Source organism: Streptomyces sp. NPDC050617 (assembly GCF_040654795.1).
Taxonomy (GTDB): domain Bacteria; phylum Actinomycetota; class Actinomycetes; order Streptomycetales; family Streptomycetaceae; genus Streptomyces.
Genome location: NZ_JBFAIS010000031.1, coordinates 1 through 25847, shown reverse-complemented (window position 1 = coordinate 25847; position 25847 = coordinate 1). Strand labels below are relative to the sequence as shown.

The following is a 25847-nucleotide window of genomic DNA, read 5'->3' as shown; positions in this document are numbered from 1 at the left end:
CCTGCGTCACGGTGCGGGCGCGCGGCGCTCACCCGACCGCGCCGGCGGTACGGACCTCCGCCATGACGTCCTCGACCGCGGCGTCGAGGGCGTCGAGGTCCACCTGGTCGGTGAACCTGAGGATCTTCACCGGCGCGAAGGCGTCGAGCCCCATGATGAGACCGGCGTACTCCTTGCCCTCTTCGAGGAGCAGCACCATCGGCACCTTGTTGGCCGACGCCCAGCCGACCTCGATGTGCGTGCCGGGCGACGCCGGGCTCCCCGGCGCCGCGACGATCACGTCGGACGAGCAGATCTGCTCGTAGTCGAGCACCGTGAACTGCTCGGGCTCCAGGAACGCCTGGCCCCACTTCTCCCGCCGGTGGGCGTTGTGCACGACGCAGCCCTTGGCGTCGTAGTGCTTGAGGATCCGGTTGATCGTCTCGAACGCCTCGGTGTCGAACTCGCCGGTCTCCTTGTCGACGTAGGCCCAGAAGGGCGCGGCGACGAAGACTGTCTCGATCTTGGTGCCCATGTCGGTAGTGCCTCCGTTGTCGGTGGTGCGCTGCCGGTGGTGCGCTGCCGGTGTGCGCCGGCCTGGTTCCTGTGCGGTTGTCGCGGCTCCTGTGCGGTGCTCGCGGCTCCTGTGCGGTGCTCGCGGCTCCTGTGCGGTGCTCGCGGCTCCTGTGCGGTGCTCGCGGCTCCTGTGCGGTGCTCGCGGTTCCCGCGCGGTGGCGGAGAGCTGGTTCAGCTGCGATCGCAAAGGGTTATCGATCCGCGGCCCGCACGATGTCGATCATCAAACGGGTGTCCAGCACCGCTTCGCGCGCATCGGTGAGAGGACGGCTGTCCGTGGTCACGCACTCATGGAAATGCTTCAGCTGCGCCTTGAAAGCTTCTTCGTGCGTTCCGGTGATGACTTCCTCCACCGCGTTTCCCCTCGCCTGCCCCGGTGCGGGGTCGGGCTCGTCACGCCAGACCCTGACGACCGACGGTGTGTCGCGGAGGAACGGGTTGGATATATCGATCCGTACCGTACGGTCCTCACCCCACACCGTGAGGCTCTCCTCGAATCGGCGCACCGAGGTGGAGGCGCCGAGGAAGGAGCACTGGAATCCGTCGGCGTACTGGAGGGAAGCGGTCAGGAGTTTCCCGTCCCGGGAGGTGTGCGCCTTGATCGAAGCGGGGTGTTCGGGGAAGGCGGCACGGTACAGATTGATGTCGTGGCTCCAGACCCCGAACATGTCCATGTAGGCGTCGAGCGCGTAGGCGTGTGAATTCTTCAGCTCCCTCTCGACTCTGGCACGGCGTGTGTCCTCCACGGGCCGCGGGTTCTCCGACCGCGTGATTCCGGTGAGCTCGGGAATGATCCAGTTTCCGTAGTCCGGGCCCACGACGATGTCGACGCGCGCCGCCAGCGGGCGGGCGATCCCGGCGATTTCCGCGAGCCCGCGCCGCACCCCGCTGTCGAAGCGCTTCATATAGCCCACCATCACCGTGATCCCCGACCGCTCGGAGACCCGGGCCACTTCCTCGGTCTCCGCGAGGGTGTACCCCAGGGGTTTCTCGGTGAATACGTGCTTCCCGCGCCCTACGGACGTCAGGATGGGCTCCACGTGGTCGGCGTTCAGGACCAGGACCGCGTGAATGTCGGCCTCTTCCGCCAGCATGTCGTCCAGCGAGGAGTAGGCCCGGGGAATATGGAAGCGGTTCGCCACGGATTCCGCAAGATCCAGGGAGCGGTCGCAGACGGCCGCGACCTCGAAGAGGTCACGCGATTCGGTCAGATACGGCAGATGCATCAGCTGGGAGATCATGCCGCAGCCCAGCACGCCGACTCGTATTCGGTGCACGCGGATCCCTTTCTCCGTCAACTATCTCTGCTGGGCGAGTTGTAGCTCGGTCACTTTTCCGAGGATGTCGATGACACCCGCGAGTACGGGGCGATCCGAGAAGTGCCACGCTCCTGTCGCGGCCTCGGCCGGCACATCGGAATGCGCGACGAACGCGCTGCGCACGCCCGGCACGTCCGGTATCCAGTCGGCGGCCGAGTCCCCGACCATCAGCATGTTCCGCTCGCCCGCCGCGGCCAGCTCGGCGAAGGCCCTGCGTTTCCCGAGCCGCGTCGGGGAGTAGGGATGCAGCCCCGCGAACGTACGCGCCGGACTGATGTCGACGGACAGTTCCCAACGGTCGCGAAGAGCCCATTCCGTGAGGTGCCGAATCGCCGACTCGATGAAGTCGGCAGGCCCGAAGAGGCTCAGCGAGGCGCGGCGGTTGGCTCCGAAACCCCATTCGCGGGCGGCGGGCGCGGAGCCGCCGAATTCGGGGGCCAGGACATCGGCGACCCTGCGCAGCCCGGACTGGCGGGCGAGTTCCGCCATCCGCTCGGCGATCGCGGTTCTGCGGGAGAAAGGCGTCATGACGCGTACGGTGCCGTCAGCCGCCACGTTCCCGTTCTCCGCGATGACGGGGAAATCCGGCGGCGTGCCGAGCCCGATGGCGCGCCCGAATTCCCAGAGCTGCTCCAGCGGGGAATCCGAGCACAGCCCGACGCGGACCCCGGCCGACCGCAGCGCCCGCACCCCCTCCCGGAACGCGACGGATGTCCGGGGGTCCGCCGCACCGCTCCGCGGGACGGAGGGCACCAGAGTGCCGTTGACGTCGAGGAACACCGTGTCGATCCGGTCGCCCGGGCCGCCGCTCATGTCAGCGGTCCCGTGGAGGTGCTGAGGCCGGACATCCGCCACTTGTGCATGAGGTCGAGCCAGTCGTCCATCTGACCCATGAGCCGTTCCAGCACGGCGACGACCGTCTCCTGGGGAGCGGCGACCGCCAGTGAACTCAGCAGGCGGCGGACCATCGGATGCAGGTCCAGGATGCGGACGGGGGTGCCGAGCAGATGGCCGACGCGGCTGAAGAAGTTCGTGTTCGCCACCAGCATGCAGACCGCGAAGTCCTCATCGGACTCGGGCGAGATGCCCGAGCGGGCGGAGGTGCTGACGAAGGGGAGCCAGTACGGGGCTCGGGCCCATTCCCCGTCGGGCGCCTGCACGACCAGCCCCGACACGCCCAGCAGGAAGTTCCTCGTGTCGACCACTTCCATGGCCGGGCGGTGGGCGGCCCGGACGTCCGTCCCCACGGCCGGGCCGTCGGCGGCCCCCGCGTCCGGGCGGTGGGCGGCCCTCGCGCCCCGGCGGTCGCCGGTCCCCACGGCCGCCCGGTCGCCTGTCTCCACGGCCGCGCGGTCGCCTGTCCCCGCGGCCGGGCGATCGGCGGCCCGGTCGTCTGTCGCCACGGCCCGGTACTGGAGGACCGGCTCCACGGGGACCCCCTGGATGCTGCTCCTGTCGGTGTCCGTCACACGGATACCGGGGACGACGCGGCGCACCCGCACCCCCGCGTCGTGGAGCGACCGGATCACCCAGGAGACCGTGCTGCCGGTGATGATGTCGTCGTCGACGAGCGTGTAGCTGTGCCCGGCGGCGGCCAGCGCGCCCAGTTGCTCCCGCATCGGGCGGTGCCGCTGCCCGGCGACGATCCCCACGGGTTCGCTGCCGCCGATCAGGAATCCGCGGGAGACGCGCAGCCGGTGGACATCCCGGTGGATCAGCGGGTCGAGGCTGATGATCCGGTCCCGCCGCCCGCGGAGCCGTACGGCTTGCTCCAGCCGGTGCGCGTCGACCAGGTGGAAAGCCACGTCGACCGATGTCCCGGACATCCGCCGGAAGGCTTCGCGCACCTCCTCCTGAAAGTCGAAATAGCTCTGCTTCAGGGCGGGCACGAGAACTTCCGGCGGGACCGGGTTCCGGCGGGCGAGCAGGTCGTATAACTGCCGCACGCAGTACGACGCGTCATCACGCATGATCACGGTGAAGGTGCCGGCTCCGGGGACGTCGACGAATGTCGTCCCGGAGGCGGCGGGATCCGGCTGTATATGGCATTGGCTGGCGCCACGCATCATGAAGCACACCATTCACGGCTCATCAGCTGCCTGCTGCGGTCGACTTCGCGGCCCGCGTCCACCACCACTTCCAGGGGCATGGGGTGGCAGTGGAAATGCGTCAGCGAGGAATGCAGGCCGTACGCACCCACGTTCGGCACGGCGAGGAGGTCCCCGACCTTCAGTTCCGGCAGGGACCCGGTTCTGGTCCACAGGTCGAGCGGATGGCAGAGCGGCCCGCTGACGATGTCGTCGCCCCTTTCCGCGCGGGTGCGCCCGCCGGCTTCCTCGGTGAACTCGAATTCGGGGTCCAGCAGCGCTTCCTTGCCCAGCCCCGCCATGCCGCCGAGATGGTTGACGCCGGCGTCGAGGACGACGACCCGGCGCCCCTGTGAGATCTTGACGTCGAGAACCCTGGTGAACAGCCGGCCGCAGGTGGCGGTCAGATAGCGGCCCGTCTCGAAGATCAGCCTGCGCTCGCCGTCCCGCCAGTGGGGAATGCGCTTCGCGAGCAGGGCGTGCATTTCCTCCCTGAGCGAGGGAAACTGCGGAAGATCGCCTTCCACGGCATAGGGCGCTCCGAAACCGCCCCCGAGGTCCACCATGGTCAGGGGGTGGCCGAGCCGCTCCTCGACCTTCGCCACGATGTCGAGACCGTACGCGAAAGTGGCGAGCAGCCTCGACTCGTCCGTCTGATTGCTTCCCATATAGAGGTGGATCCCCGCGGTGTCCACATGCTCTCGGCCGCGGAACAGCGCGGGGTCCGCCAGGATCCAGGACAGGTCGGCGCCGAATTGCGAGGGCCCGCCCGTCATCGCCAGCCCGACGCCCGCGGGCGGCTCGGGCGGGTTGACGCGCAGCAGGGCGGAGAGCCGGACGCGCTGGGCCCGGCCCGCCCGGTCCAGTTGGTCCAGCGCGTGCGGGGAGTCGACCGAGAACTGGCGCACGCCCTTCGACACCGCGAGCAGGACATCGGCGTCCCGTTTTCCGGGGCCGGTGTAGATGACGCGCTCGGCGGAGAAACCGGCCCGCAGGGCGGCGTCCAGTTCGCCGGGCGAGCTCACCTCGGCCTCGGAGCCCAGCGCGCATATCTGCCGGAGCACGGTGGGGTGCGGGCTCGCCTTGAGCGAGTAGAACAATTCCGCGGACCGGGGCAGCGAATCCACGAGAAGTGTGTGTGCACGCCGCACGGATCCCAGGTCGTACACATATGCCGGCGTCTCGATGTCAAGACCGTCCGATACACGACGGTGGAGTGGAAATTCTCTCGCGGACGTGATGTACACCCCCCTTGCGCGAACTTCGCGCCCTCTGGCGTTGCGTCAGGAATACCCGTGGCAAGATCGTCCAGGACCGTCACGGCACGACCGGCTTCCCCAAAGGGGGCGATCACCGCCGAGACGATGGAGTTGACTCCTCCTGAGGCAAAAACATACATGGGTTAACGGCTGTGCCACAGCATGATTAGAGACACTTAAGTTGCACCTGTGAAGCCCCGCCCGGCGCGACAGTCCATGATCCACATGGCGCGTCGGCAGCATGCGACGCGGGCGGCTTTTCCGTCGCGCCGCCGCCCATGCCAACGCCTTCAAGTGAAGGGAGAGTTGGCATCGGGGGCGGTCCTTACAGGTCAGCGCCCTCGCCGCAGCGGGCTGTCCGGGACGCGTACCCGCGGCGCCGCCGGAGGCCGACTCCCCGTGTGGCTGAATCGGACTGCCTTACGGATGCCGTGGCCCTACCAAATCGCCCGCCCCGCCGCCCGTCGGCAGTCGGCCGAGCGCCCGGCCGACTGCTCGTACCGCACGGCACATTCGCACCACGAGCGCCACGGTGCATCACGCGTTACGGACACGATGAGTTCGGCCCGAGCGGCTGCGCCGCCGGCGTCCCCGCAGCGCGCCGCCGCGCCGCCGCGCGCCTGCCACGAGCGCTGTCAACTCGGTTCTGAGCAGCGGAAATTCGGTGATCATGCGCGAGGGTCCGGCACCTCCCGCCACGCCTCCACGAGGAGCACGCTCCACCATTTCCGCGAGCAAAATCCGCCGCCTCTTTGGCGGGTTACCGTCGGCGGGCCTTGCTGGCCTCGTGACGCATTCATATGCTTGCGCGTCATGACTCCAGCACCTTTGGCGTCAGTAGGCATCAGGACCCACATTCATTGCCGTGGGTGCGTGGATTGGTCAGTCTCGTTGAAATTCTGCGGCGCCTGGTCGGCGTAATCCGGGGGTATCTCCGTGGTCCATCCTCTGCGATCTGCCAACTTCTCGTTTACTGCGGAGTCGGCCGTTTTCCCACGTCACAGTGGCGTTTACCTGCCGCTGTACGGACTGGAGGGCGCATCCGTCCTTCATGTGCGCGAACTGACGCAACCGCAGCTCCTCGCCCTCTTCGCGCTGGCGTCGGACTTGCAGTCCGGCCGCTGCCGGGCAGTCCGGGCGCTGGAGGACGTCGTCGTTCTCACCGCGTTCTTCGAACCCAGTACGCGCACGCGCCTCTCCTTCGAGAGCGCGGCACACCGGCTGGGCGCCGCCGTGCTCAGCGTGCCGGACGGCCGTGTCAGTAGCGTCCGCAAAGGAGAGAGCCTCGCGGACACCGGAGTCATGCTGAACTCGTACGCCGACATCGTGGTGCTCCGCCACCCTTCCGATACGGCGCTGGACGAGATCCGGAACACCCGGCTGACCGTTCCTCTCATCAATGGCGGCAACGGCTGCGAGGAGCATCCGACGCAGGCCATGGCCGATTGGTACGCCCTCCTCAAGCGGTGCGCGCACCTGCACGACGCGGACGCGCCGCCCGAGCAGCGGATATCGCTGGGAGTCGTCGGGACGCCCCGCAGGATGCGGGCGCTGCGCAGCTTCCTGCTGATGGGGGCGCTCCACTTCCCGCACATCCTGCGGGACGTCACCGTGGTCTCCGAGGACCCGCGCCCGCTCGACGCCGAGCTCGACAACGCTTTCCGCGACGCGCTCCTGCCCGTACGGTGCACCTCCGACCTGCGGCGACACGTCGGCAGCTTCGATGTCGTCTACCAGAACTCGCTGACCCTGGTGGGCACCGAGTACGAGGTGTTCGACGCCGCGTTCCGCATCGACGGCGACACGCCCCTGAAGCCGCACGCCCTGGTGATGCACCCGCTGGCGCGCCTGGGCGAGCTGGGCGCCGACCTGGACGACACCCCGCACAACCTCTACTTCAGCCAGGCGGACGGCGCGGTCTTCATACGCCAGGCGCTGCTGCTCGCGGTGGCCGGAAGGCTCGACCGGGTCCGCTGGCACGAGCCCGAGGAATTGGGGTGAGGGAATGCCGTGAGGTGACCTGACGGATTCATGAGACCACCGGACGACGCCCCCGGACGCCGGGCGCCGACTGTCGCGCCGTTGGTCCACGACTGTTCACGAGGAGTTTCCCAGGTGCAAACTCGTACGAGCTACCCCACATTCGAAGCTGCCTATCTGGACCATCTTATGGCGGTACGGGAATCACCCGAGTACGTCAATGCCCCGAGGGGGTTCCACAGTCAGGAGATCCTCGGCGTCACCTACCGGATCGCGAACCCGCGGGAACGGATCGTACGGATTCCCGAGCGGAAGTCGAATCTGGTCTTCAACTTCGCCGAGTCGCTGTGGTACTTATCCGGCGGCAACTCGCTGGACTTCATCTCGTTCTACGCGCCGTCCATGAAGAAGTACTCGGCGGACGGCCGCAGGCTGGCCGGCACCGCCTACGGGCCCCGGCTGTTCAACTGCGGCGGAGCGGGCTTCAACCAATGGGACAGCATCGTACGGACGCTTCAGCAGGACCCCGACTCCAAGCGTGCCGTGATGCAGATATTCGCCCCGGAGGAGCTCCTCATCGAGGGCAACATCGATGTGGCCTGCACCTTGGGTCTTCAGTACATGATCCGTGAAGGGGCTTTGCACGCCGTCTCCTTCATGAGAGCAAACGACGCCTACCGCGGCACGGTGAGCGACGTGTTCTCGTTCACCTTCCTCCAGGAAGTGCTGGCCACGCAGCTCGGACTCCGCCTGGGCACGTACACCCACACGGTCGGCTCCTACCACCTGTACCAGCACGACGAGACGTACGCCGAGAAGGTCCTCGCCGCGCGTACGGAGCAGCTCAGCACCGAGCCCTTCCCGGCGATGCCCGCCGGGGACAACTGGCCGGCCATCCGCGAAGTCCTGTCCCTGGAAGCCGCGTTGCGGACACAGCGCCTGACGCTTCGCGCGGGCGATGTGAGCAGTCTCGGCCTGGGGAAGTACTGGACCGATGTCGTGGTCCTCTTCGCCCTGCACGCGCAGTGGCGCCACGCGGGCACCGTCGACCGCGCACTGCTCGACGTGCTCGGCCCGCTGTACGCCCGGCTCGTGGAGAACCGCTGGGGCGTTCTCGAACCGCTGTCCCCGGCGGAGTAGCCGCCGCGACAGCACGGCGATATCCACGCAAACGGACCCGGAGCCACCGCGCCACTCCCGCGCGGAGTGGGGGCCGAAACCGGCCACACGAGCTCCGGGCGGACACCGGAAGGGTCGAACCGACGTGACAGACAGCTCAGCGCCCCCGGTATGCCTCACCATCGGGTCCTCCGACTCCGGCGGCGGCGCGGGGATCCAGGGGGACATCAAGGCCCTGGCCTCCATCGGATGTTTCACCGCGACGGTCGTCGTCGGCCTGACCGCCCAGAACACCACGGGCGTCCTCGGCCGGCACCCCGTGCCGGTCGACTTCGTGCGCGCGCAGTTCGACGCCGTACGCGCCGATCTCGCGGTACGGGCCGTGAAGGTGGGGACGGCGTGGAGCGCGGAGCACATCGCCGCCATCGCGGATCTGCTGTCCGGACTGGGGGTCCCCGTCGTCCTGGACCCCGTCATGGTCAGTGCGGCGGGCGGCGACCTGGCCGGCGCCGACGCCCGGGCCGAGCTGATCGGCTCGCTCCTGCCCCTCGCCGAGGTGATCACCCCCAATGTGGCGGAGGCCAGGCTGATCACCGGTGACGGGACGTCCGGGGCGCGGACGCTGGCCCAGCGGATGATCGACCTCGGCGCGCCGGCCGTCGTCGTGACGTCCGGCGGCGAGGACGACGGGGACTGGTTCGCCGACGGCCTGTCGCTGGTCCGCCTGGACCGGCCCAACCACCGCACCGGGGCCGAACACGGCGCGGGATGCGCGCACTCCGCGCTGATCACCGGGTTGCGGGCGCACGGGTTCCCGTTGCCCGAGGCGGTCCGGACGGCGACGGAACTGGCATCCGGAGCGGTACGGGACGGCCTGACGTCGGTCGGCCGGGGTGTGCACCCCGTCGACACGCTGGGACTCCCGCCCCGGTCCCCCAGGCGACGCGTCCCGGCCGACCACGTCTGAGCCAGGGGCGGACGGACGGGTGCTCGATCCGCCCCGACGCCCCGACGCCCCTCACCGCCCGTACGACCACGGCCCCGGACACGCCCGTACAACCGCGGTCTCAGACACGCCCGTACAACCGCGGCCTTGGACCGCCCGCTCGGCGGTGGGCGGTCCAAGGCACCCGCTCGACGCGGGGGGGCCGACCCGTCAGAAGGAGCCCGGCTCCTACTTGGCAGTCTTGGCGGTCTTGGCCAGGAACGCGAGCAGGTCCTGCCGGCTCACGACGCCCTTCGGCTTCCCCTCGACCAGCACTATCGCGGCGTCCGCCGTACCCAGCACGGCCATCAGGTCCGCGACCGGCTCGCCCGAGCCGACCTGCGGCAGCGGGCCGCTCATGTGCTTCTCCAGCGGGTCGCCGAGCGAGGCGCGCTGCGCGAACAGGGCGTCCAGCAGTTCGCGTTCGACGACCGAGCCGATGACCTCGGCGGCCATCACGTCGGGGTGGCCGGCGCCCGGCTTGACGATCGGCATCTGCGAGACGCCGTACTCGCGCAGCACGTCGATGGCCTCGCCGACGGTCTCCTCGGGGTGCATGTGGACCAGCGAGGGCATCGCGCCCTCCTTGTCCCGCAGCACGTCGGCGACGCGGGCCGTCGGGCCGCCCTCCTCCAGGAAGCCGTAGTCGGCCATCCACTCGTCGTTGAAGATCTTCGACAGATAGCCGCGGCCGCTGTCCGGCAGCAGCACGACGACCACGTCGTCGGGGCCGAGCCGCTTGGCGACCTCCAGCGCGCCGACGACCGCCATGCCGCAGGAGCCGCCGACCAGCAGGCCCTCCTCCTTGGCGAGCCGGCGGGTCATCTGGAAGGCGTCCTTGTCGGAGACGGCGACGATCTCGTCGGCGACCGACTGGTCGTAGGCGGTCGGCCAGAAGTCCTCGCCGACGCCCTCGATCAGATACGGGCGGCCGGAGCCGCCGCTGTAGACGGAGCCCTCCGGGTCGGCGCCGATGACCTTGACCCGGCCGTCGCTGGCGTCCTTGAGATAGCGGCCGGTGCCGCTGATGGTGCCGCCGGTGCCGACGCCCGCGACGAAGTGCGTGATACGGCCCTCGGTCTGCTCCCACAGCTCCGGGCCGGTGGAGTGGTAATGGGAAAGCGGGTTATTGGGGTTGCTGTACTGGTCGGGCTTCCAGGCATTGGGCGTCTCGCGCACCAGCCGGTCGGAAACGTTGTAGTACGAATCCGGGTGTTCGGGATCGACGGCGGTCGGGCAGACCACCACCTCGGCCCCGTACGCCCGCAGCACATTGATCTTGTCGGTGGAAACCTTGTCCGGGCAGACGAAAACGCATTTGTAGCCCTTCTGCTGGGCCACGATCGCGAGCCCCACCCCGGTATTGCCGGAGGTCGGCTCGACAATGGTGCCGCCGGGGCGCAGTTCGCCCGACTCCTCGGCGGCCTCGATCATGCGCACGGCGATCCGGTCCTTCACCGAACCGCCCGGATTGAAGTATTCGACCTTGGCAAGGACTGTCGCCGTAATGCCCTCGGTCACGCTGTTGAGCTTGACGAGCGGGGTATTGCCGACGAGCTCGATCATCGAATGGTGAAACTGCACGGTGGTCTCCGCGGTCGGGGGCAGCCGTCGTCGCGTGCCCGTAGTACCAGCCTATTGCGCATCCGTTCACCGGAACGTCGCGTTGCGCGCACGGCCGCTCGGGGCAACAACCTGTTAGCAGGATGTACGGCGCCGTCGCGCTCGGTAGCGGCGGCGCCCGGTACTCAGCGGTGGAGCGGGAGGAGGCCCGGCCTATGTCGATGTCGAGGGCGAGGGCCGCGCGGCGGATCGCGGCGGCGGCGGCGTACGGAGGCGGCGGAATCGGACTGCTCGGCGGGGCGGCGGTCGGGCTGCTGCTCACCGAGGTCCGGCTGGCGAAGCGGGTCGTCGGCGGCGCGAACGAACCACCGCCCTGCGCCGACGGCCGGTACGGCGCCTCCTTCGTGCACCGGCTGCACCAGCCGCCGCTGCGGCTCGGCTTCCTCGGCGACTCCACGGCGGCCGGCCAGGGCGTACACCGGCCGCGCCAGACGCCGGGCGCGCTGCTCGCCACGGGGCTCGCGGCGGTCGCCGAGCGGCCGGTGACGCTGCGCAATGTGGCGGTGCCGGGCGCGCAGTCCGACGACCTGGAGCGGCAGACCACGCGGCTGCTCGCGGACCCCGGGCCGGCCCCCGACGTCTGCGTGATCATGATCGGCGCGAACGACGTGACGCACCGGATGCCGCCCGCCCGGTCGGTGCGGCTGCTGTCGGAGACGGTCCGCAGGCTCCGGGAGGCGGGCTGCGAGGTGGTGGTCGGCACGTGCCCGGACCTGGGCACGATCGAGCCGGTATATCAGCCGCTGCGCTGGGTGGCGCGGCGGCTGAGTCGTCAGCTGGCGGCGGCGCAGACGATCGGGGTCGTCGAGCAGGGCGGCCGCACGGTCTCGCTGGGCGATCTGCTGGGCCCCGAGTTCGCGGAGAACCCGCGCGAGCTGTTCGGGCCGGACAACTACCACCCCTCGGCGGAGGGGTACGCGACGGCGGCCATGGCGGTGCTGCCGACGCTGTGCGCGGCGCTGGGGCTGTGGCCGGCGGACGAGGAGCACCCCGACGAGGCGCGCCGCGAGGGCATCCTGCCGGTGGCGCGGGCGGCGGCGCAGGCCGCGGCGGAGGGCGGCACCGAGGTCACGGGGGCCCGCGGCCGGTGGGCGCTGCTCAAGCACCGCAAGCGGCGGCGGCTGCCGTCGGACGCGGACGCGGCGGAGCGGACCGCGGCGGGGTGAGCGACGGGGTGAGCGACGGGGTGAGCGACGGGGTGAGCGACGGGCCGCCGAGGGGGGCGGCAATGCTGAGCAAGCGCTTAGAAAAGAGGCCCGCATCACAGTGCGCGGGCAGTGACCCCGGCGGTACGGACGGGTAACTTCCCCCAGAGGCCCGCCCGTCACCCGGCCGCCGCGCGCCGCACGAGGCGCCGCGCGGCGGCACCCCTTCTCGCCCTGGAGCCCGTGATGCCCGAAGCCGTGATCGTCTCCACCGCCCGCTCCCCCATCGGCCGCGCCGGCAAGGGCTCCCTCAAGGAACTGCGCCCCGACGACCTCACCGCGACCATCATCGGCGCGGCCCTCGCCAAGGTCCCCGAGCTCGACCCGCGCGACATCGACGACCTCATGCTCGGCTGCGGCCTGCCGGGCGGCGAGCAGGGCCACAACCTCGGCCGCATCGTCGCGGTGCAGATGGGCATGGACCACCTCCCCGGCTGCACGATCACCCGCTACTGCTCCTCCTCGCTCCAGACGTCCCGGATGGCCCTGCACGCCATCAAGGCCGGCGAGGGCGACGTCTTCATCTCGGCGGGCGTGGAGACGGTCTCCCGCTTCGCCAACGGGTCCTCCGACGGCATGCCGGGCACCCACAACCCGCTGTTCGCCGACGCGGAGGCCCGTACGGCCGCGCGCGCCGAGGCGGGCGGCGAGGGCTGGCACGACCCGCGCGAGGACGGCCTCGTGCCGGACGCGTACATGGCGATGGGCCAGACCGCGGAGAACCTGGCCCGCCTCAAGGGCATCACCCGGCAGGACATGGACGAGTTCGGCGTCCGTTCCCAGAACCTCGCCGAGGAGGCCATCAAGAAGGGTTTCTGGGAGCGGGAGATCACCCCGGTCACCACCCCGGACGGCACCGTCGTCAGCAAGGACGACGGGCCCCGCGCGGGCGTCACGATGGAGGGCGTGCAGGGGCTGAAGCCCGTCTTCCGCCCCGATGGCCTGATCACCGCGGGCAACTGCTGTCCGCTCAACGACGGCGCCGCCGCCGTCGTCATCATGTCCGACACCAAGGCCCGCGAGCTCGGCCTGACCCCGCTGGCCCGGATCGTGTCCACCGGCGTCTCCGCGCTCTCCCCCGAGATCATGGGCTACGGGCCGGTCGAGGCCAGCAAGCAGGCGCTGCGCCGCGCGGGGCTCGGCATCGGCGACATCGACCTCGTCGAGATCAACGAGGCGTTCGCCGCCCAGGTCATCCCCTCCTACCGGGACCTCGGCATCGACCTCGACCGCCTCAACGTCAACGGCGGGGCCATCGCCGTGGGTCATCCCTTCGGGATGACCGGAGCCCGTATCACCGGCACCCTCATCAACTCCCTCCAGTTCCACGACAAGCAGTTCGGCCTGGAGACCATGTGCGTCGGCGGCGGCCAGGGCATGGCCATGGTTCTGGAACGCCTCAGCTGAGCTGCGACGACGCGGACGGCTACGGGCGGGGCTCGGGCGGCCCCCGGGCACCGGCCTCACCGGTGCCCGCGCGGGGCCGTACCGCCACGCAGCGCAACCGGCGGCCCGTGCGCCCGGCGCGAGCCCCATAGCGTGCGCGAATCTCCCCCAGGATGTGACCAATCTCCTGGGGGATTTCCGTCTATGCAGGTCAGCGTGGTTGAAAGGCGAACGTCCCGGACCTAGGGCCTGTCCGGTTCGTGACGTTATGCACTGACGCCCGGGGGCGGAGCCCGCGAAGCTGAGGTAGGAATTCGGGGGATCTATAGCAACCGGGAGTCGTCAGTGAGCGCCATGTCCCTTGCCCTGCTGCTGGCAGCGGCCACCGCGACGGCCGCCGGCGCCGCCGCCCTGCACACCACCCGCGGGCTGCGCCGCCAGATCGCCGCCCTGCGCGACGAGCTCGCGGCCGCCGCCGACCGGAGCGCCGCCGCCGCGGTACCCGCCGCCCGCCCCACGCCCACCGCCGAGATACGCGCCGCGGTGGCCGACGCGCTCGCCGAGGAACGCGAGCGCGAGCTGGCCGAGGCCCGTGCCTTCTGGGCCGCCCAGGAGGCGCGCGACGCCGCCGACGCGCCGACGCTGCTCGGCCTGGCCGGGCTCGGCGACGACACGCAGCCGGAGAGCACGCTGTACGTGCCCCGCCAGACCGACTTCGCCGGCCTGGAACCGCTCGTCGACGCCGAACTGGTGGAGGCCGAGGCGCTCGACGCGGAGTCGGAGGCCGCCGACTCCCCGGAACTGGCCGCCGCCCGCCGCCGCCACCCCTCGCACCCGGACTTCAGCCCCGTACCGGCCATCGGCGACCACGACCGCACCGTGGGCCGCCTCACCGAGCTCGCCGACGCGCGCGTACCCCTCGCGGACGTGCGCCCCGGCCCGCTGGGCACCCTGGACGTGTACGTCTTCACCGACGGCACCACCGTCTGCATGACCCCCGGCCACCGGGAGACCGCCGAACGCCTGGCCGACGCCCTGCGCGCGGGCGACACCCCGGTCCTGCTCGGCGGCTCCGGCGTCTCCGGCGCGTACGCCCTGACATTCGGCTGCGGCGGGGAGAGCGTGTACGTCCTGGCGGACCGAGTCATCGCGTCCCTCTGAAGCCCAGCGCCGACAAGCGGCACGTGACGCCCTCCCCTTGGGCGGTCCCCCACGCCCCGCGGCAATGCCACCCACAGACGGTTGCCCTGGCCCCGCGGCAGTGCCACCTGCGGACGGTTGCCCTGGCCCGGCGGCAGTACCGCCCCGGACGGTTGCCCACGACCCGCGGCAGTACCGCCCCTGAACGTTGCCCGCGCCCCGCGACAGGGCCGCCCCCTGGACGCCGTGCGCGACCCGCGCAACGTAGCTGCGCAGCCCCAAGGGGCAGGGCCAGGGCCCCAACCAACGGCAGGCTCCCGCTCACGGGACGCGACCCCGGTCAGGGACAGGCCCCACTCACGGGGGCGGCCCCGACCACGGGGTGACCGCCCCGGTCAGGGGATGACGCCCCCGTCACGGGACGGCCCCGGCCTCGGGAGCGGCAACCCCGGCCAGAGACAGCTCCCCACTCACGGGGCGCGCCCCCGCCCACGAAATGACCACCCCGGTCAGGGGATGACGCCCCCGTCACGGGACGGCCCCGGCCACGGGGCGACGCCCCCGCCCCCGGGGGCGGCAACCCCGGCCACAGGGGTGGCAACCCCGGCCAGGGGTGCCGGCAACCCCGGCCAGAAACAGCTCCCCACTCACGGGACGCGCCCCCGCCCACGAAATGACCACCCCGGTCACGGGATGACGCCCCCGCCCCCGGGACGACCACCCCGGTCACGGGGCGACGCCCCCGCCCCCGGGGGCGGCAACCCCGGCCAGGGGGGTGGCCGGCCGCCATCGCAGGTGCGGCCTCAGAGGCCGCACCGTTTGGCCGCGGCCTCCACGCTGGCGATGGCCTCCTCGACCTCCGCGGCAGGAGCGCCCCGCAGCGCCTCCACGGCGTCGTGTCCGGCGACAGCCACTTGGTCGGCGGCGGCGAAGAGCCCCGCGTCCGGCATGTCGCGGGGGCCTGGTGAATCGGGTTCCTCCAACCTCCTGGCGCGTTCGGCCAGTTCGCGCGCGAGCTCCAGCCCCTCGGCGGCGGCCCCCCGGCTCAGCCGGGACTGCGGCAGGGCGCGCAACCGGTCGGCGAAGGAGTCCACGGCTGTCAGCAGAGACGTCAGATCATCCACGGCGTGAGCCTATGCGCCGCCCGCCGACTGTTGCCAACGCCTGAACACTCAGGCACGGTGACATGAAGGACCAGCATTCGACGCGTCCGGAGGCGCCGATGTCCCACGTCTTCTCCGACGAGACTCACCGGAACCTGCTCTCCCACATCCCCCATTGCACGGGCCGTGAAGTCGCCGACTGGCTGCGCACGGTAGACGAAGGCCCCGCTCTCTTCCGCTTCGAGGAGAAGGTCAGCTGGCTGCGCGGCGAGCACAACCTCGCGTACGGCCACGCCAAAGCGATCATCCACGAGTACGACCTCCGCCGGGCCGCGCGAAAGCTGCTGTAGCGGCGCCCGCACCCCCCGCGACAACGCCGAAGGGCCCGTAAAGGCAATGCCTTGACGGGCCCTTCCGACGTACGACGGCCGGGGCGGCGCGGCCGCGGCCGCAGCCGCTAGTTGTCGTTCAAGATCGCGATCAGTCGCAGCATCTCGGTGTAGATCCACACGAGGGACAGCGTCAGGCCGAAGGCGGCGAGCCAGGACTCCTCGCGCGGAGCGCCGTACCGGATGCCGTCCTCGATCTGCTTGAAGTCCAGCGCCAGGAACGCGGCGCCCAGCAGCACGCCGATGATGCCGACCACGATGCCCAGGCCGCCGGTGCGGATGCCGAGGCCGTCGCCGCCGCCGAAGACGCTGAACAGCAGGTTCACGGCCATCAGCAGCACGAAGCCGATCGCCGCGGCCATCACGAAGCGGTAGAACCGCCGGTCGACCCGGATGAGCCGGGTCTTGTACGCGATGAGCACACCGGCGAAGACGGCCATGGTGCCGAGCACGGCTTGTACGGGCGCGCCGTCGGCGAGGTAGTTGAACGCCTTGCTGATCACGCCGAGGAACAGGCCCTCGAAGAGCGCGTACCCGATGATCAGCGCGGGCACCGGCTTCGCCTTGAACGCCTGGATGAAGCCCAGGACCATCGCGACGAGCCCGGCGGCTGCCCCGGCGCCCCAGGGCAGGTTCATGGTCCAGGCCGCGACGGCGGCGACGACGACCACGCCGAGCGTGATGCCGGTGCGCGTGACGACGTCGTCCATCGTCATCCGGCCGGTCTGCGCCGGCGCCTGCGGGGGGCCGGTCTGGAGATCCTGCTGCCCTGCCGCGTACGGGTTGTTCGCGTACGGGTTCCCGCCGGCGTACGGGGTCGCGGTGGGTGCCCCGGCCTGCGGCGCCGCGTTGAAGCCGGCGTAGCCGCCGCTGTCGCGGCTGAACCCCCGTCGCGAGAAGACCGGGTTGCTGCTCCTCATCTCACTCCTCCGTGGCCACCCTGCGCGGCCTCGCGAACAAGGGTAATGGGTGGGCAAAGAAATAGTTCTACTGCTTGGGGACGATCTTTTCGTCCCTGTCGTCATCTGTACGGCAGAACGCCGCCGACCGCCACTGAGTTCCCGTGCCCCGCCCCTCGCCACCGCTGGTCAGGCGTACACCACCGGTCGGCGCCGGACGCGCGCCGGACCGCTCTGCCCCGTACCCACGACGGCGCGCCCGCAACCGCCCCGGCGGCCAGGCGGTGCGGCGCACCACCAACTGAGCGCCGCACCGTGCCGCGAGCGGAACAAGACGTCGACACGTCGACTCATTCGGCGTCAGTGAATCGTCGAGTGCTTCATGAGGGGCTTGGTCGAGCGATTGGCGCCGGACGGGCCAGAACGGCATTTCATAAGGGCGCAAACGTTCAACACGTGCACGTGCCGATCATTCCGACACCTTGTCCGGGCCATCCATACAGATGCCTGATGGACCTATCGCCCGCACCTTCCGATGCGAAAGCGATCGGACCGGTCCCGGGCGCCGACGCCCCCATCGGCGAAGTCCGCCGGCTCGCCGACAACTCACCAGACAATCCCGGAAGGAGAGCAGATCATGACTGACCCCGCTGCCTTATTCGACATCATCCGAGGACCTGCGGTCGACACGTATCAGGAAAAGGTGACGCTCACCTACCAGGACGACCCCCAGCTGTGGAGCAGGGCCATCGGTGAAAACCTGCTCTTCCAGTGGGGAATCTACAATCACCCGGATTCACCCCGTCCAGTGTCACTGGACGAAGCCGGGGTCCGGTTCTTCGACCGGCAGCTCGAACTGGCAGGCGTGACCGCCCCCGGGCGGCCCTCACCGCAGCGAATCCTTGATCTCGGCTGCGGCTGGGGATTCACCCTCGCGTATCTGGCCCGCCTGTTCCCGGCCTGCCCGCGCCTGGACGGCATCAACATCAGCCGACAGCAACTGGAACACTGCGCCCGGCATGTGGCGCGGCAGGGCACGTCCGACCGAACCCACCTGTACCTGTGCAATGCCCGTGACGTCGACCGGCTGCCCGACCCCGGCCGGCCGTACGACCTGGTGATCATCCGAGGGGTGATCACGCACTTCCCCAACGAGCTGTACGAGACCTCGATCCGGGATCTCGCGAAGCGCGTCGGGCCCGGGGGAACCCTGGTGATATCCGAGAACCTCTACAACGGTGATCTCACCGCATACGAGTCGGCGATCCCCGACGAAACGGACCGGCTCGCCTGCGGTCACCGCAAGACCCCGGAGTACGTCGCCAAAGTCCTGGAGGGCAACGAATTCACCGTGCGGGACAACCGGGTCCTCCCCTCCAACACGGACGTCGCGCACTGGCTCCTGGAAGTCCGGAGCAACATCGAGACGCACTTCCCCGAGAAAACCGTCGACGCGCTGGAAGAACTGCGCGTACTGGCGCAGAACCTCTCCATCGCCCTGCTACAGGACAAATTCTCCGCCTACAGCATCATCGCCGAACGGAGGTGACCCATGCCCCGGCGAACTCTCCCCCGGATCTGGATGCCCCTCCCGGAAGTCGGCCCCAACCCCGCCGTGGCCCAGGCGGACGCCGCGATGTGGCGATGGCTGGACGCCCACAGCCTCTGCCGCACCGACGCGGCACGGCACAACGTGCAGCACACCGACAACGCCTTGTGCATCGGCCTCTACTATCCCCAGGCCCCGGCGCCGGTCCTCGCGCTGATCACCGAATTCACCGGCTGGACGCTCCTCGTGGACGAGGGCTTCGACGCCGGCGCCGCGGGGCGTGACCCGACACGTTGCGCCGCCCTGGTCGAGGACTTCATCACCGTCCTGAACGGCGGACCGCCGCACAGCCGGACGGCTTACGCGCTCGCCGAGGTCTGGGGACGCATCGCCGCAGGGCGGTCGGCGGACTGGTGCACCGTATTCCGCACCGACATGACCAGGTGGCTCTGGGGCTTCTACGCGGAATCCGTCGACCGCGGCAGCGGCCGAATTCCCGACCTGAACACCTATCTCGACCACCGACGCGCCATGTTCGGCGTTCCCTACTACCTGCACCTGTGCGAACTGGCGGTCGGGGCAGACCTGCCCGACCCCATGCGCCGACTGCCCGCCCTCACCGTGCTGCGCAACGCGGCGGCGGACACGACCGCGCTGTGGAACGACATCTGCTCCGTCCCCCGGGAGGCCCGACTCGGCTACACCCACAACGCCGTGCTGCTCGCGCAACGCGAGCAGCACAGGAGCGAGACCGCCGCCCTCCAGTACGTCGCCGACCTTCTGGACGCCCGCACCCGACGGATGATGCAGGCCCGCGAACAGATACCGGCGCAACTCGACGCTGTCGCCGCTCCCCGGCCCGATCGAGAGGCCGCGCTGCGCTGCGCCGACGCCTACCTGGCCGCGGTGCGCGGCAACTTCGACTACCACCGTCGCGCGGTGCGCTACACCGAACTCGCCCACACATCGACGGACAACCGCACGGGGTTCATCGAAGACCTCACCTGAGTGGGCACCATGCGCCGAGGCGGCGGCGCGGCCCCCGCTGTGCGCACTCCTCCTCCTGGCGCAGAACGAAACGGCGTCGGAATGCCTCCGAGGGGCGGCCAGAACTCACGAACCGGCCGAACGGAAACAGCCGCGGATTTCGAAATCCAGTAACTACCGCCAAAAGAAGGCCAGTTGACGCGCACCGACAGGCGGGGCCGGATTGCGGCGCCGATCAGGGATAATGGGGGTGGCCATCGCAGTCGGCGGGAGACCGAATCCGTCGACCGGGCTCCACATGGGTGAAGGAGAGAGTCTTGCACGCCCCTCACATATCTGAAAATGTCTGGTGGATCATCACCGTCGTCACGACGGCCCTCTTCTTCGCCATTTGGCTTCCAATACTTCCGACATCCAAATCCAGGACTCAGATCTCCCTAATCCCCCTCCTCGGCGTAAGTTTCCTGTCGACGCTCGGAAAACTGCGGGGGCACGACCTCGGAACGCTTCTCGCCATCTATTCCACCGTGGTCCTCGGGCTGGCCCTCGGCGCCATAGGGCGCCGTGCGGACGTGCGCGTAGCGGTCCGGCAGGGCGAGGACCCCCTGGGCACGCCGGCCGCCAAGGCGGAACCGGCGAACAGAAGGCTCACGATCCAGATGTCGGTGGCGTTCCTGGCGTCGTTCGCACTGTGGGCGTGGCTCACCTGGGGCAAATGAGACGTCCCCGGCGCAGCCGTACTGGCCGTGCCGGGGACGTCACGCGTTCCTGGGAACGCCGGCTGAAAAGGATCAGCTCCAGTGGAAAATGTACTTACCCCCCGAGGGGGTGCAGGTGTAGCTGTGCAGCATTCCCCGCTGGGCCATGATGTTGCCGTAGGTCTGACATTCCTGGAGCGAGCCGAACGGCACATTCTGCCGAGGCGTGTCCAGCACGCGCACAACCGTGGCCCGGCTCGGTTCCAGCGACGCCGCGGAGGCGGAACCCACCCCGGTCAGCGCCACCGCGGCGGCGGAGAGAGCAGCGAGAGTCAGGGCGGATCGCTTGGTCCACGTGCGCATGAATTCTCCTTCTGTGAATCCTCGGCCTTCCGCGGCGCCCACGACAACCGCCACCAGGTGGCATCGCCCCAGGTACACAGCGTCCCGCCACGCTAGGCCGGTGCCGCTGACGCGGACACACACCTGACTGCTCACTCCTTGCCCAAGCGCTGCCCGCCCCGCTCTCCTCGGCCCGGCGAATCGGCCTACGCCGGGCCGGCTTCCCGGCTGCGCCACGACGAAGCCCCGCCCGTAACTGCTCAGTCGGGCGGGGCCGGTGTGCCTCAGATGTCGCTACGGGCCGCGAACGCGATGAACGAAGCCCACGCATCAGGGGAGACCGTGAGTATGGGCCCGTGCGGAACCTTGCTGTCACGAACGGGGACTACGGGAAAGCCCTCGGCCACCTCGACGCACTGCCCCCCCTCCTGGTTGCTGTAGCTGGACTTGCGCCAGACGGCGGCGCTGAGATCGTGTCGGGACACGCGCGTCAAGGTAGTCGTCCTCCATCACGGATTGGATCAGGTCCCGGGACAAGGCGGGAGGCAGTGCCAGCGCCCGAATGTGATCGTAGGCTACGGCGTACGTCTTGACCTCTTCCGGTTCTTCGGTCAGACGGCCCCAGTCGGCACCTTCGATGTATGCCGCTTCCGAGCCGCCCGGCGTCGTCAGGATCGTCAGCGATCCGCCCATGGCTGGATGATGCCCACTGGAGAACGGCAGAACCTGAATGGTCAGACGGGGGTTCGAATAGGCCTCCAGGAGGTGCGAGAGCTGCTGCCGCATCTCCGCCCGACACCCGACGGGCCTCCGCAGCACGGCCTCGTCCAACACCATCCAGAGCTTCGGGCCGTCAGCCCGAGTCAGTATGGCTTGTCGCCCGAGTCGGGCTGCTACTCGTTCTTCCAGCTGTTCCGGAGACGTCAGCGTTCGCCCCAAAGCCAGCATCGATCGCGCGTAGGACTCGGTTTGGAGCAGCCCTGGTACAACCTGCGCGACATACATGCCCATCGCAGGAGCCAGCGCTTCCAGATCCATGAACTGCTGAGACCAGTCGGGAAAGGTCTCGCGGTAGACGTGCGGCTGAAGTTCGGTGAGAAGCTCGTCCGATCCGAGCGCGCGGTCCAGCGCCCGGGAAATCGCCATCGTGGGCTTTGCGCCCGTGACCCCCTCAAGCTGCGCGATACGTGATCGGTCGACGTTGCTCAAGAGACCGAGCGCCTTCTGGGTGAGCCCCGCAGCCGTGCGGAGTCGGTACAAGCGTCGGCCATACGTGACGGCCAGGGATACAGCGTCAGGACCCATGCCGAGAACCTCGCTCTGCGTGGTGTTACGGAGCAAGCCATAACCGGCTACCCCCTGTTGATCGTACGCGCAAGTACCGATTCTTGAGGCAGGAGTTGGAACTGACGGAAGGGTCATCACGTCCGTGCGCAAAGCGATCGAGCAAGCTTCCGATATTCCGGGCCCAGAGGGCGATGTCGAGGCGCTGTACGAACTGATCCGCGCGGGCGGCTTCTGGCGCATAGCCCCCGACTGGGTGCCCCGCCACTACGCGGAGCCCACCAGGGAGTTGACCGAACGAGTACGGCACGGACTGAGGCGAATGACCACATGAAAAGCACAGCGCGAGCGAACCTGGCCCGGATGATCGAGGAGAGGGGGGTCAACGGAGCACTCCTCGTGTTCACAGACGCCTCTTCACCCGCCTCCGTCGAGGCCGACGAAAGGCCGAGCCCGAGGCGGGCGATTCCGCCCAGCCCCGTCGCGTTCCCCACGTGCCAATGCCCGCAGCACCGGGCCGGTCTGGGGAGGCCGGACACCGCTATCCGTCTGGCCGACAAGAACGCGCCCGGCGAAAGCGGCCGAGAGGCAAGGCCATGAGGCGCACGTTCCGATTCATGGCATGGACGTTCGAGCAGGATGCGACCACGTATCCGGAGTACAGCGCCACGTGCGTAACAGGAGAGGAGAAGGACTGCGGGGAGATGATTCGTTCCGGTGGCTCGGACTGGATCGAGGAATGGATGCGCCGCCACACCCAAACCACCGGCCACACCCGTTACCGCCGAACCTTCGACGACTACGTGACGCTGGAACCTCCCCGTAACGCGAGGGTGTTGTTCCCCGGAAAGGGGACGGCCGCGCCGCCACACTGAGCAGGTGAACAACGGCGCGTGGAACGACCTGTACCGGCAGGGCCCGACCGCGAATCCCCCCGTGCAATGCGTCAAATGCCAGGGAACCGAAGTGATCCTGTCCCAGGTGCCCCACCCTGGGACAGGCGAACTCCAATGGAGACTCACCTGCCTCCGCTGCCGAATCGCCTGGCCGCAGGACCAGCACGGCGGCGCACCCGACGAATACGCCTGAGGAAAGGCGAGTTGGCCGGACGACGGCCTACTCTGGGCGGCCCGACCCCCGCGCGGAGGATTGCCGCAATGGCCGACCGCCACCCCTCGTACGACGCTCAATCCGTCGCCCGGCTGCTCGAAGAGCACTGGGCGCTGCACACGGACGAGATCACGCCCATCGAAGGCGGGATGAACTCCCTGACGTGGGAAGTCCGCTCGGGGAACACCCGCTGGGCGGCGAAGGCGGTACCGCCGGAGGCGAAGGAGGCGTTCGTCTACGGTCTCGGCCTGGCGGAGCGGCTGGACCGGGCGGGCATACCGGCCGGGGCCCCGGTGGCGACGACCGGCGGGCTGACGGCCGTACCCCTCACCCACCGGACGATGGCGCTCCTGCGCTGGGTGGAAGGCCGCGGGCTGACCGGGGAGTCACGCACCGAGCTGGAAACGATGGGCACCGCCTTGGCCCGCGCCCACCGCGCGCTCGGCGCGCTCGGCGCGCGGAACACCGGTGGCGCCGCGCCCGCCCGTCTCCGCCTCCCCACCGAGCACCTGGACGTACGCCGGCCGAATTGCCCGCGGAGACCTCACGGGCATCGACGGCCCGGCCGCGAACGAGACGGGGCTGGAGGCCGCGCACCACTGGCTCGCCGGCCGCGACGTCACGTGAGGTCCGCCCGCTCCGTCCACTCGCGCACGGACATGGCACGCTCCATGCGCCGGGCGATCTCCGTCTTGGACGCCGCGTCCAGGGTCTCCGGGATCTGGTCGAAGGTGGCGGGGAGGACGTCGAGCAGGCTCAAGAGCTGTTCGCCGGTGCTGACGGTCAGCAGCAGCCGGCATCGCCACTGGGGCGACACTTCGGGGCGGTGGCGGAGCTGGTGCACGAGGACGGGAAACAGGTAGTGCGTACCCGCCGCGGGGACGTGTTCGCGGAGCCAGTCGACCGGAAGCCGCTGGCTGAGCCCGCACGCGGCGGCTTCTCGCTCCAGGTCGAGAAGGCGGTCGGTGGCGACGGCTCGGACGGTACGCGGAAGTGCTGGGGCCATGCCGGGATGATGGCAGGCAGGGCCCTGCCCCCCTGTCACAGACCGGAGACGAAGCCCGCGGAGAGGTCCAGTTCGAAGGGGGAGCCGGGGCGCGTCGGGTTCCAGCCTCGGGTCAGTGCGATGAGGATGTGGTTCGCGACGGCGGCGGGCAGGACGGGGTCGGGCCGCACACCGAACCAGTTGCCGGGGTGCGCCTGATCGGTGGTGACCACCAGGACGGCACCGTGCTGGTCGGCGCGCTCGACCGCGTACGTACAGGGCGACCAGCACAGCGCCTGGCTATAGGTCGGCCTCCGCCGAAGCCGCCACCGGTATGCGACCCCGCGCACGACGATGCGCCGGCTGCCCTTCCTGCCCAGTGCCACCGTTCCCTGCCCCTCCGCGGTTCCGGCGCGAGGCTAACGCCCCGGCCACGCCGCCCACCAGGCATTTCGTGCGGGCCGGACAGCCGATACCGGCCAACTGGCCATCCAGGGCGGCCACTTTGCCCACCCAAGATCATTCACGATTTATCCTGGGGAGGCAGTTTCGAGATCTTCCATAGAAAGCGGTTTTCAGCGTATGAGACTCACGCGCGTCTCGGTGGCCGTAGCTGCCGCCGCCATCGCACCGGCCTTACTCCTGTCCTCTCCCGCCTTCGCCGCGGACAGCGCTCCGGCCCCGACGAAACCGGTGACCGGCACCGCCTCGCACACCGATCCGGCAGGGGCCACGGCAGGGGCCGAGACGGGATCGCAGGAAGAAGAGGACCGCGCCGCGATCCGCAAGATCCTCGCCGACAAATCAACCGGCTCGTGCCTCCACGAGGCGGCGCAGGAAGCGCTCGACGGCACCGCGCAGCAGATGCGCCGCTTCCTGGAGCACGACCAGTACCGGGCGCGCCTCAACGACGACCGGATACTCGCCACCCGCATCGAGGACGCCGGCGGCCCGGGGGTGCGGGAAGCCGCGCGGAAGGCGCTGAACTCCAACGACGAGGCGGACCTCCAGTACTTCCTCAGGGTGGGCCAGTACGAAGCCCGGTACGAGGACGACCGGGTACTCATCGCCCGCATCGTGAACAGCGGCGGCCCGACCGTGCGGGCCGCCGGCCGGAAGGCGCTGAACGCCAACAGCGCCCGAGCCCTCCGGGAGTTCATCGACGTGGGCCAGTTCCAGGCGCGGGCCAAGGACGAGGCGGACGCCGCTGCCGCCCGTAACAAGCCCGCTCCGGGCAAGGACCACGACGGCGACAAGGGCGGCAAGGACGCCGAGCCCGGCAACAACAGCAAGGACAGCAAGGACAAGTCCGGCCACCAGGCGAACGGCGGGGCGGGCAAGGACGGCAGCGTGTCGGCCAAGGCCGAGAAGGCAGCCGGGCCCGTCGCCGTCAGCGCGGAGGGCACCGACACCACCACCGTGAAGGCCGCGGCAGCCACCGCCTCGAACTCCGCGACGCCCTTCCAGACCACCACCACAAGCGCCGAACTCGCCTCTACCGGCACCGGCCCCGCCACCCCCTGGGCCCTCGGCGGAACCGCCGTCGCCCTCACCGCCGGCGCCGGCCTCATCCTCGCGGCCCGCCGCCGCCCCTCCGCCGAACGCTGACCCGTGATCGCTGCCTCTGACCGCTGACCGCTGACCGCTGACCGCTGACCGCCCGGGGTCTCTCCCGCCCCGGCGGTCCGTAGACAGCTCGGACGAAGGACCTCACAGGCGAAGACCGGGCCTCGGCCCCGATGGGGCGACGACGCGCCCACGGCCGAGGGACGCGCCCACGGCCGAGGCCCGCAGGTCGGCCGCGCGCCTCCGGGGGGGGGGGCGGCGGGCGCCCAGCCCCCCC

26 protein-coding genes and 2 pseudogenes are annotated in these 25847 nt (G+C 69.9%); 15 read left to right on the top strand and 13 right to left on the bottom strand.

Going from position 1 to position 25847, the window contains the following annotated elements:
• Positions 1-28: 28 nt before the first annotated feature.
• The 5 genes from AB0I49_RS31655 to AB0I49_RS31635 all read right to left on the bottom strand — a co-directional run bounded on the left by AB0I49_RS31655 (position 29) and on the right by AB0I49_RS31635 (position 5130).
• Positions 29-514 carry a hypothetical protein gene (locus tag AB0I49_RS31655; RefSeq protein WP_363230582.1) on the bottom strand — a complete coding sequence of 162 codons (486 nt, stop codon included), beginning with the start codon at positions 512-514 and terminating at the stop codon, positions 29-31.
• A gap of 232 nt (positions 515-746) precedes the next feature.
• Positions 747-1832 carry a Gfo/Idh/MocA family oxidoreductase gene (locus AB0I49_RS31650; RefSeq protein ID WP_363230581.1) on the bottom strand — a complete coding sequence of 362 codons (1086 nt, stop codon included), beginning with the start codon at positions 1830-1832 and terminating at the stop codon, positions 747-749.
• Positions 1833-1853: 21 nt separating this feature from the next.
• On the bottom strand, positions 1854-2687 hold the full coding sequence (locus AB0I49_RS31645; RefSeq protein ID WP_363230580.1) for a hypothetical protein: 834 nt from the start codon (positions 2685-2687) through the stop codon (positions 1854-1856).
• Positions 2684-3844, bottom strand: a complete 1161-nt coding sequence (locus tag AB0I49_RS31640) for a hypothetical protein (RefSeq protein ID WP_363230579.1) — start codon at positions 3842-3844, stop codon at positions 2684-2686. The genes AB0I49_RS31645 and AB0I49_RS31640 overlap by 4 nt, the downstream gene beginning before the upstream one ends.
• Positions 3845-3939: 95 nt before the next feature.
• Positions 3940-5130, bottom strand: coding sequence for a type III PLP-dependent enzyme (locus AB0I49_RS31635; RefSeq protein WP_363230578.1), 1191 nt, complete (start codon positions 5128-5130; stop codon positions 3940-3942).
• A gap of 1143 nt (positions 5131-6273) precedes the next feature.
• Between AB0I49_RS31635 and AB0I49_RS31630 the strand changes: the two genes are divergently transcribed.
• The 3 genes from AB0I49_RS31630 to thiD all read left to right on the top strand — a co-directional run bounded on the left by AB0I49_RS31630 (position 6274) and on the right by thiD (position 9286).
• Positions 6274-7221, top strand: coding sequence for a hypothetical protein (locus AB0I49_RS31630; protein WP_363230577.1), 948 nt, complete (start codon positions 6274-6276; stop codon positions 7219-7221).
• A 114-nt stretch (positions 7222-7335) separates the two neighbouring features.
• Positions 7336-8340 (top strand): thymidylate synthase, encoded by a 1005-nt coding sequence (locus AB0I49_RS31625; RefSeq protein WP_363230576.1) that lies wholly within the window; start codon positions 7336-7338, stop codon positions 8338-8340.
• A 124-nt stretch (positions 8341-8464) separates the two neighbouring features.
• Positions 8465-9286, top strand: coding sequence for a bifunctional hydroxymethylpyrimidine kinase/phosphomethylpyrimidine kinase (gene thiD, locus AB0I49_RS31620; protein ID WP_363230575.1), 822 nt, complete (start codon positions 8465-8467; stop codon positions 9284-9286).
• 207 nt (positions 9287-9493) lie between these two features.
• Here thiD and AB0I49_RS31615 read toward each other — a convergent pair whose 3' ends face one another.
• Complete coding sequence (locus tag AB0I49_RS31615) at positions 9494-10888, bottom strand: cystathionine beta-synthase (protein ID WP_363230574.1); 1395 nt, start codon at positions 10886-10888, stop codon at positions 9494-9496.
• Positions 10889-11082: 194 nt separating this feature from the next.
• Here AB0I49_RS31615 and AB0I49_RS31610 point away from each other — a divergent pair, with 194 nt between their 5' ends.
• From AB0I49_RS31610 to AB0I49_RS31600, 3 genes are all read left to right on the top strand, one after another.
• Positions 11083-12093: an SGNH/GDSL hydrolase family protein gene (locus AB0I49_RS31610; RefSeq protein WP_363230573.1), complete on the top strand. Its 1011-nt coding sequence runs from the start codon at positions 11083-11085 to the stop codon at positions 12091-12093.
• 225 nt (positions 12094-12318) lie between these two features.
• Entirely contained in the window at positions 12319-13539 is a 1221-nt protein-coding gene (locus AB0I49_RS31605) for an acetyl-CoA C-acetyltransferase (protein ID WP_363230572.1), read from the top strand.
• Between the two features lie 324 nt (positions 13540-13863).
• Complete coding sequence (locus tag AB0I49_RS31600; RefSeq protein ID WP_363230571.1) at positions 13864-14679, top strand: hypothetical protein; 816 nt, start codon at positions 13864-13866, stop codon at positions 14677-14679.
• 782 nt (positions 14680-15461) lie between these two features.
• Here AB0I49_RS31600 and AB0I49_RS31595 read toward each other — a convergent pair.
• Entirely contained in the window at positions 15462-15773 is a 312-nt protein-coding gene (locus AB0I49_RS31595; protein WP_363230653.1) for a hypothetical protein, read from the bottom strand.
• Between the two features lie 107 nt (positions 15774-15880).
• Between AB0I49_RS31595 and AB0I49_RS31590 the strand changes: the two genes are divergently transcribed.
• Positions 15881-16111, top strand: coding sequence for a DUF4287 domain-containing protein (locus AB0I49_RS31590; protein WP_030890833.1), 231 nt, complete (start codon positions 15881-15883; stop codon positions 16109-16111).
• 107 nt (positions 16112-16218) lie between these two features.
• On the opposite strand, the gene AB0I49_RS31585 is transcribed toward AB0I49_RS31590, so the two are convergent.
• Entirely contained in the window at positions 16219-17070 is an 852-nt protein-coding gene (locus AB0I49_RS31585) for a Bax inhibitor-1/YccA family protein (RefSeq protein ID WP_363230570.1), read from the bottom strand.
• A gap of 616 nt (positions 17071-17686) precedes the next feature.
• Between AB0I49_RS31585 and AB0I49_RS31580 the strand changes: the two genes are divergently transcribed.
• From AB0I49_RS31580 to AB0I49_RS31570, 3 genes are all read left to right on the top strand, one after another.
• Entirely contained in the window at positions 17687-18598 is a 912-nt protein-coding gene (locus AB0I49_RS31580; protein ID WP_363230568.1) for a class I SAM-dependent methyltransferase, read from the top strand.
• Positions 18599-18601: 3 nt separating this feature from the next.
• A complete protein-coding gene (locus AB0I49_RS31575) occupies positions 18602-19606 on the top strand; it encodes a terpene synthase family protein (RefSeq protein WP_363230567.1) in 1005 nt (334 codons plus the stop codon).
• A gap of 296 nt (positions 19607-19902) precedes the next feature.
• Entirely contained in the window at positions 19903-20304 is a 402-nt protein-coding gene (locus AB0I49_RS31570) for a hypothetical protein (RefSeq protein ID WP_363230566.1), read from the top strand.
• Between the two features lie 72 nt (positions 20305-20376).
• Here AB0I49_RS31570 and AB0I49_RS31565 read toward each other — a convergent pair whose 3' ends face one another.
• The 3 genes and pseudogenes from AB0I49_RS31565 to AB0I49_RS31555 all read right to left on the bottom strand — a co-directional run.
• Positions 20377-20646 carry a hypothetical protein gene (locus tag AB0I49_RS31565; RefSeq protein WP_363230565.1) on the bottom strand — a complete coding sequence of 90 codons (270 nt, stop codon included), beginning with the start codon at positions 20644-20646 and terminating at the stop codon, positions 20377-20379.
• Positions 20647-20909: 263 nt separating this feature from the next.
• Positions 20910-21110, bottom strand: coding sequence for a DUF397 domain-containing protein (locus AB0I49_RS31560; protein WP_363230564.1), 201 nt, complete (start codon positions 21108-21110; stop codon positions 20910-20912).
• Between the two features lie 43 nt (positions 21111-21153).
• Positions 21154-21930, bottom strand: a pseudogene (locus AB0I49_RS31555) (helix-turn-helix transcriptional regulator); the annotation flags it as partial.
• A gap of 124 nt (positions 21931-22054) precedes the next feature.
• Here AB0I49_RS31555 and AB0I49_RS31550 point away from each other — a divergent pair.
• From AB0I49_RS31550 to AB0I49_RS31535, 4 genes and pseudogenes are all read left to right on the top strand, one after another.
• On the top strand, positions 22055-22243 hold the full coding sequence (locus AB0I49_RS31550) for a hypothetical protein (protein ID WP_363230563.1): 189 nt from the start codon (positions 22055-22057) through the stop codon (positions 22241-22243).
• Positions 22244-22526: 283 nt separating this feature from the next.
• Positions 22527-22784 (top strand): hypothetical protein, encoded by a 258-nt coding sequence (locus tag AB0I49_RS31545; RefSeq protein WP_363230562.1) that lies wholly within the window; start codon positions 22527-22529, stop codon positions 22782-22784.
• Between the two features lie 66 nt (positions 22785-22850).
• Positions 22851-23456 (top strand): annotated as a pseudogene (locus AB0I49_RS31540) (phosphotransferase); the annotation flags it as partial.
• A gap of 31 nt (positions 23457-23487) precedes the next feature.
• Positions 23488-23646 carry a hypothetical protein gene (locus tag AB0I49_RS31535; RefSeq protein WP_363230560.1) on the top strand — a complete coding sequence of 53 codons (159 nt, stop codon included), beginning with the start codon at positions 23488-23490 and terminating at the stop codon, positions 23644-23646.
• Here AB0I49_RS31535 and AB0I49_RS31530 read toward each other — a convergent pair.
• Complete coding sequence (locus tag AB0I49_RS31530; protein WP_363230559.1) at positions 23639-24025, bottom strand: hypothetical protein; 387 nt, start codon at positions 24023-24025, stop codon at positions 23639-23641. The genes AB0I49_RS31535 and AB0I49_RS31530 overlap by 8 nt on opposite strands.
• Before the next feature lie 35 nt (positions 24026-24060).
• The gene (locus AB0I49_RS31525) at positions 24061-24390 is read right to left on the bottom strand and encodes a hypothetical protein (RefSeq protein WP_363230558.1); all 330 of its coding nucleotides are present in this window, start codon (positions 24388-24390) and stop codon (positions 24061-24063) included.
• Between the two features lie 196 nt (positions 24391-24586).
• Between AB0I49_RS31525 and AB0I49_RS31520 the strand changes: the two genes are divergently transcribed.
• The gene (locus AB0I49_RS31520; RefSeq protein ID WP_363230557.1) at positions 24587-25612 is read left to right on the top strand and encodes an ALF repeat-containing protein; all 1026 of its coding nucleotides are present in this window, start codon (positions 24587-24589) and stop codon (positions 25610-25612) included.
• The last annotated feature ends 235 nt before the right edge of the window (positions 25613-25847 follow it).

What these genes read in the sequence shown, in the direction of transcription:
- AB0I49_RS31590 (WP_030890833.1), top strand. Translation starts at nt 15,881, where the DNA reads ATGTCCCACGTCTTCTCCGACGAGACTCACCGGAACCTGCTCTCCCAC.
- AB0I49_RS31645 (WP_363230580.1), bottom strand. Translation starts at nt 2,687, where the DNA reads ATGAGCGGCGGCCCGGGCGACCGGATCGACACGGTGTTCCTCGACGTC.
- AB0I49_RS31545 (WP_363230562.1), top strand. Translation starts at nt 22,527, where the DNA reads ATGGCATGGACGTTCGAGCAGGATGCGACCACGTATCCGGAGTACAGC.
- AB0I49_RS31575 (WP_363230567.1), top strand. Translation starts at nt 18,602, where the DNA reads ATGCCCCGGCGAACTCTCCCCCGGATCTGGATGCCCCTCCCGGAAGTC.
- AB0I49_RS31655 (WP_363230582.1), bottom strand. Translation starts at nt 514, where the DNA reads ATGGGCACCAAGATCGAGACAGTCTTCGTCGCCGCGCCCTTCTGGGCC.
- AB0I49_RS31640 (WP_363230579.1), bottom strand. Translation starts at nt 3,844, where the DNA reads ATGCGTGATGACGCGTCGTACTGCGTGCGGCAGTTATACGACCTGCTC.
- AB0I49_RS31605 (WP_363230572.1), top strand. Translation starts at nt 12,319, where the DNA reads ATGCCCGAAGCCGTGATCGTCTCCACCGCCCGCTCCCCCATCGGCCGC.
- AB0I49_RS31580 (WP_363230568.1), top strand. Translation starts at nt 17,687, where the DNA reads ATGACTGACCCCGCTGCCTTATTCGACATCATCCGAGGACCTGCGGTC.
- AB0I49_RS31585 (WP_363230570.1), bottom strand. Translation starts at nt 17,070, where the DNA reads ATGAGGAGCAGCAACCCGGTCTTCTCGCGACGGGGGTTCAGCCGCGAC.
- AB0I49_RS31520 (WP_363230557.1), top strand. Translation starts at nt 24,587, where the DNA reads ATGAGACTCACGCGCGTCTCGGTGGCCGTAGCTGCCGCCGCCATCGCA.
- AB0I49_RS31565 (WP_363230565.1), bottom strand. Translation starts at nt 20,646, where the DNA reads ATGCGCACGTGGACCAAGCGATCCGCCCTGACTCTCGCTGCTCTCTCC.
- AB0I49_RS31610 (WP_363230573.1), top strand. Translation starts at nt 11,083, where the DNA reads ATGTCGATGTCGAGGGCGAGGGCCGCGCGGCGGATCGCGGCGGCGGCG.
- AB0I49_RS31530 (WP_363230559.1), bottom strand. Translation starts at nt 24,025, where the DNA reads ATGGCCCCAGCACTTCCGCGTACCGTCCGAGCCGTCGCCACCGACCGC.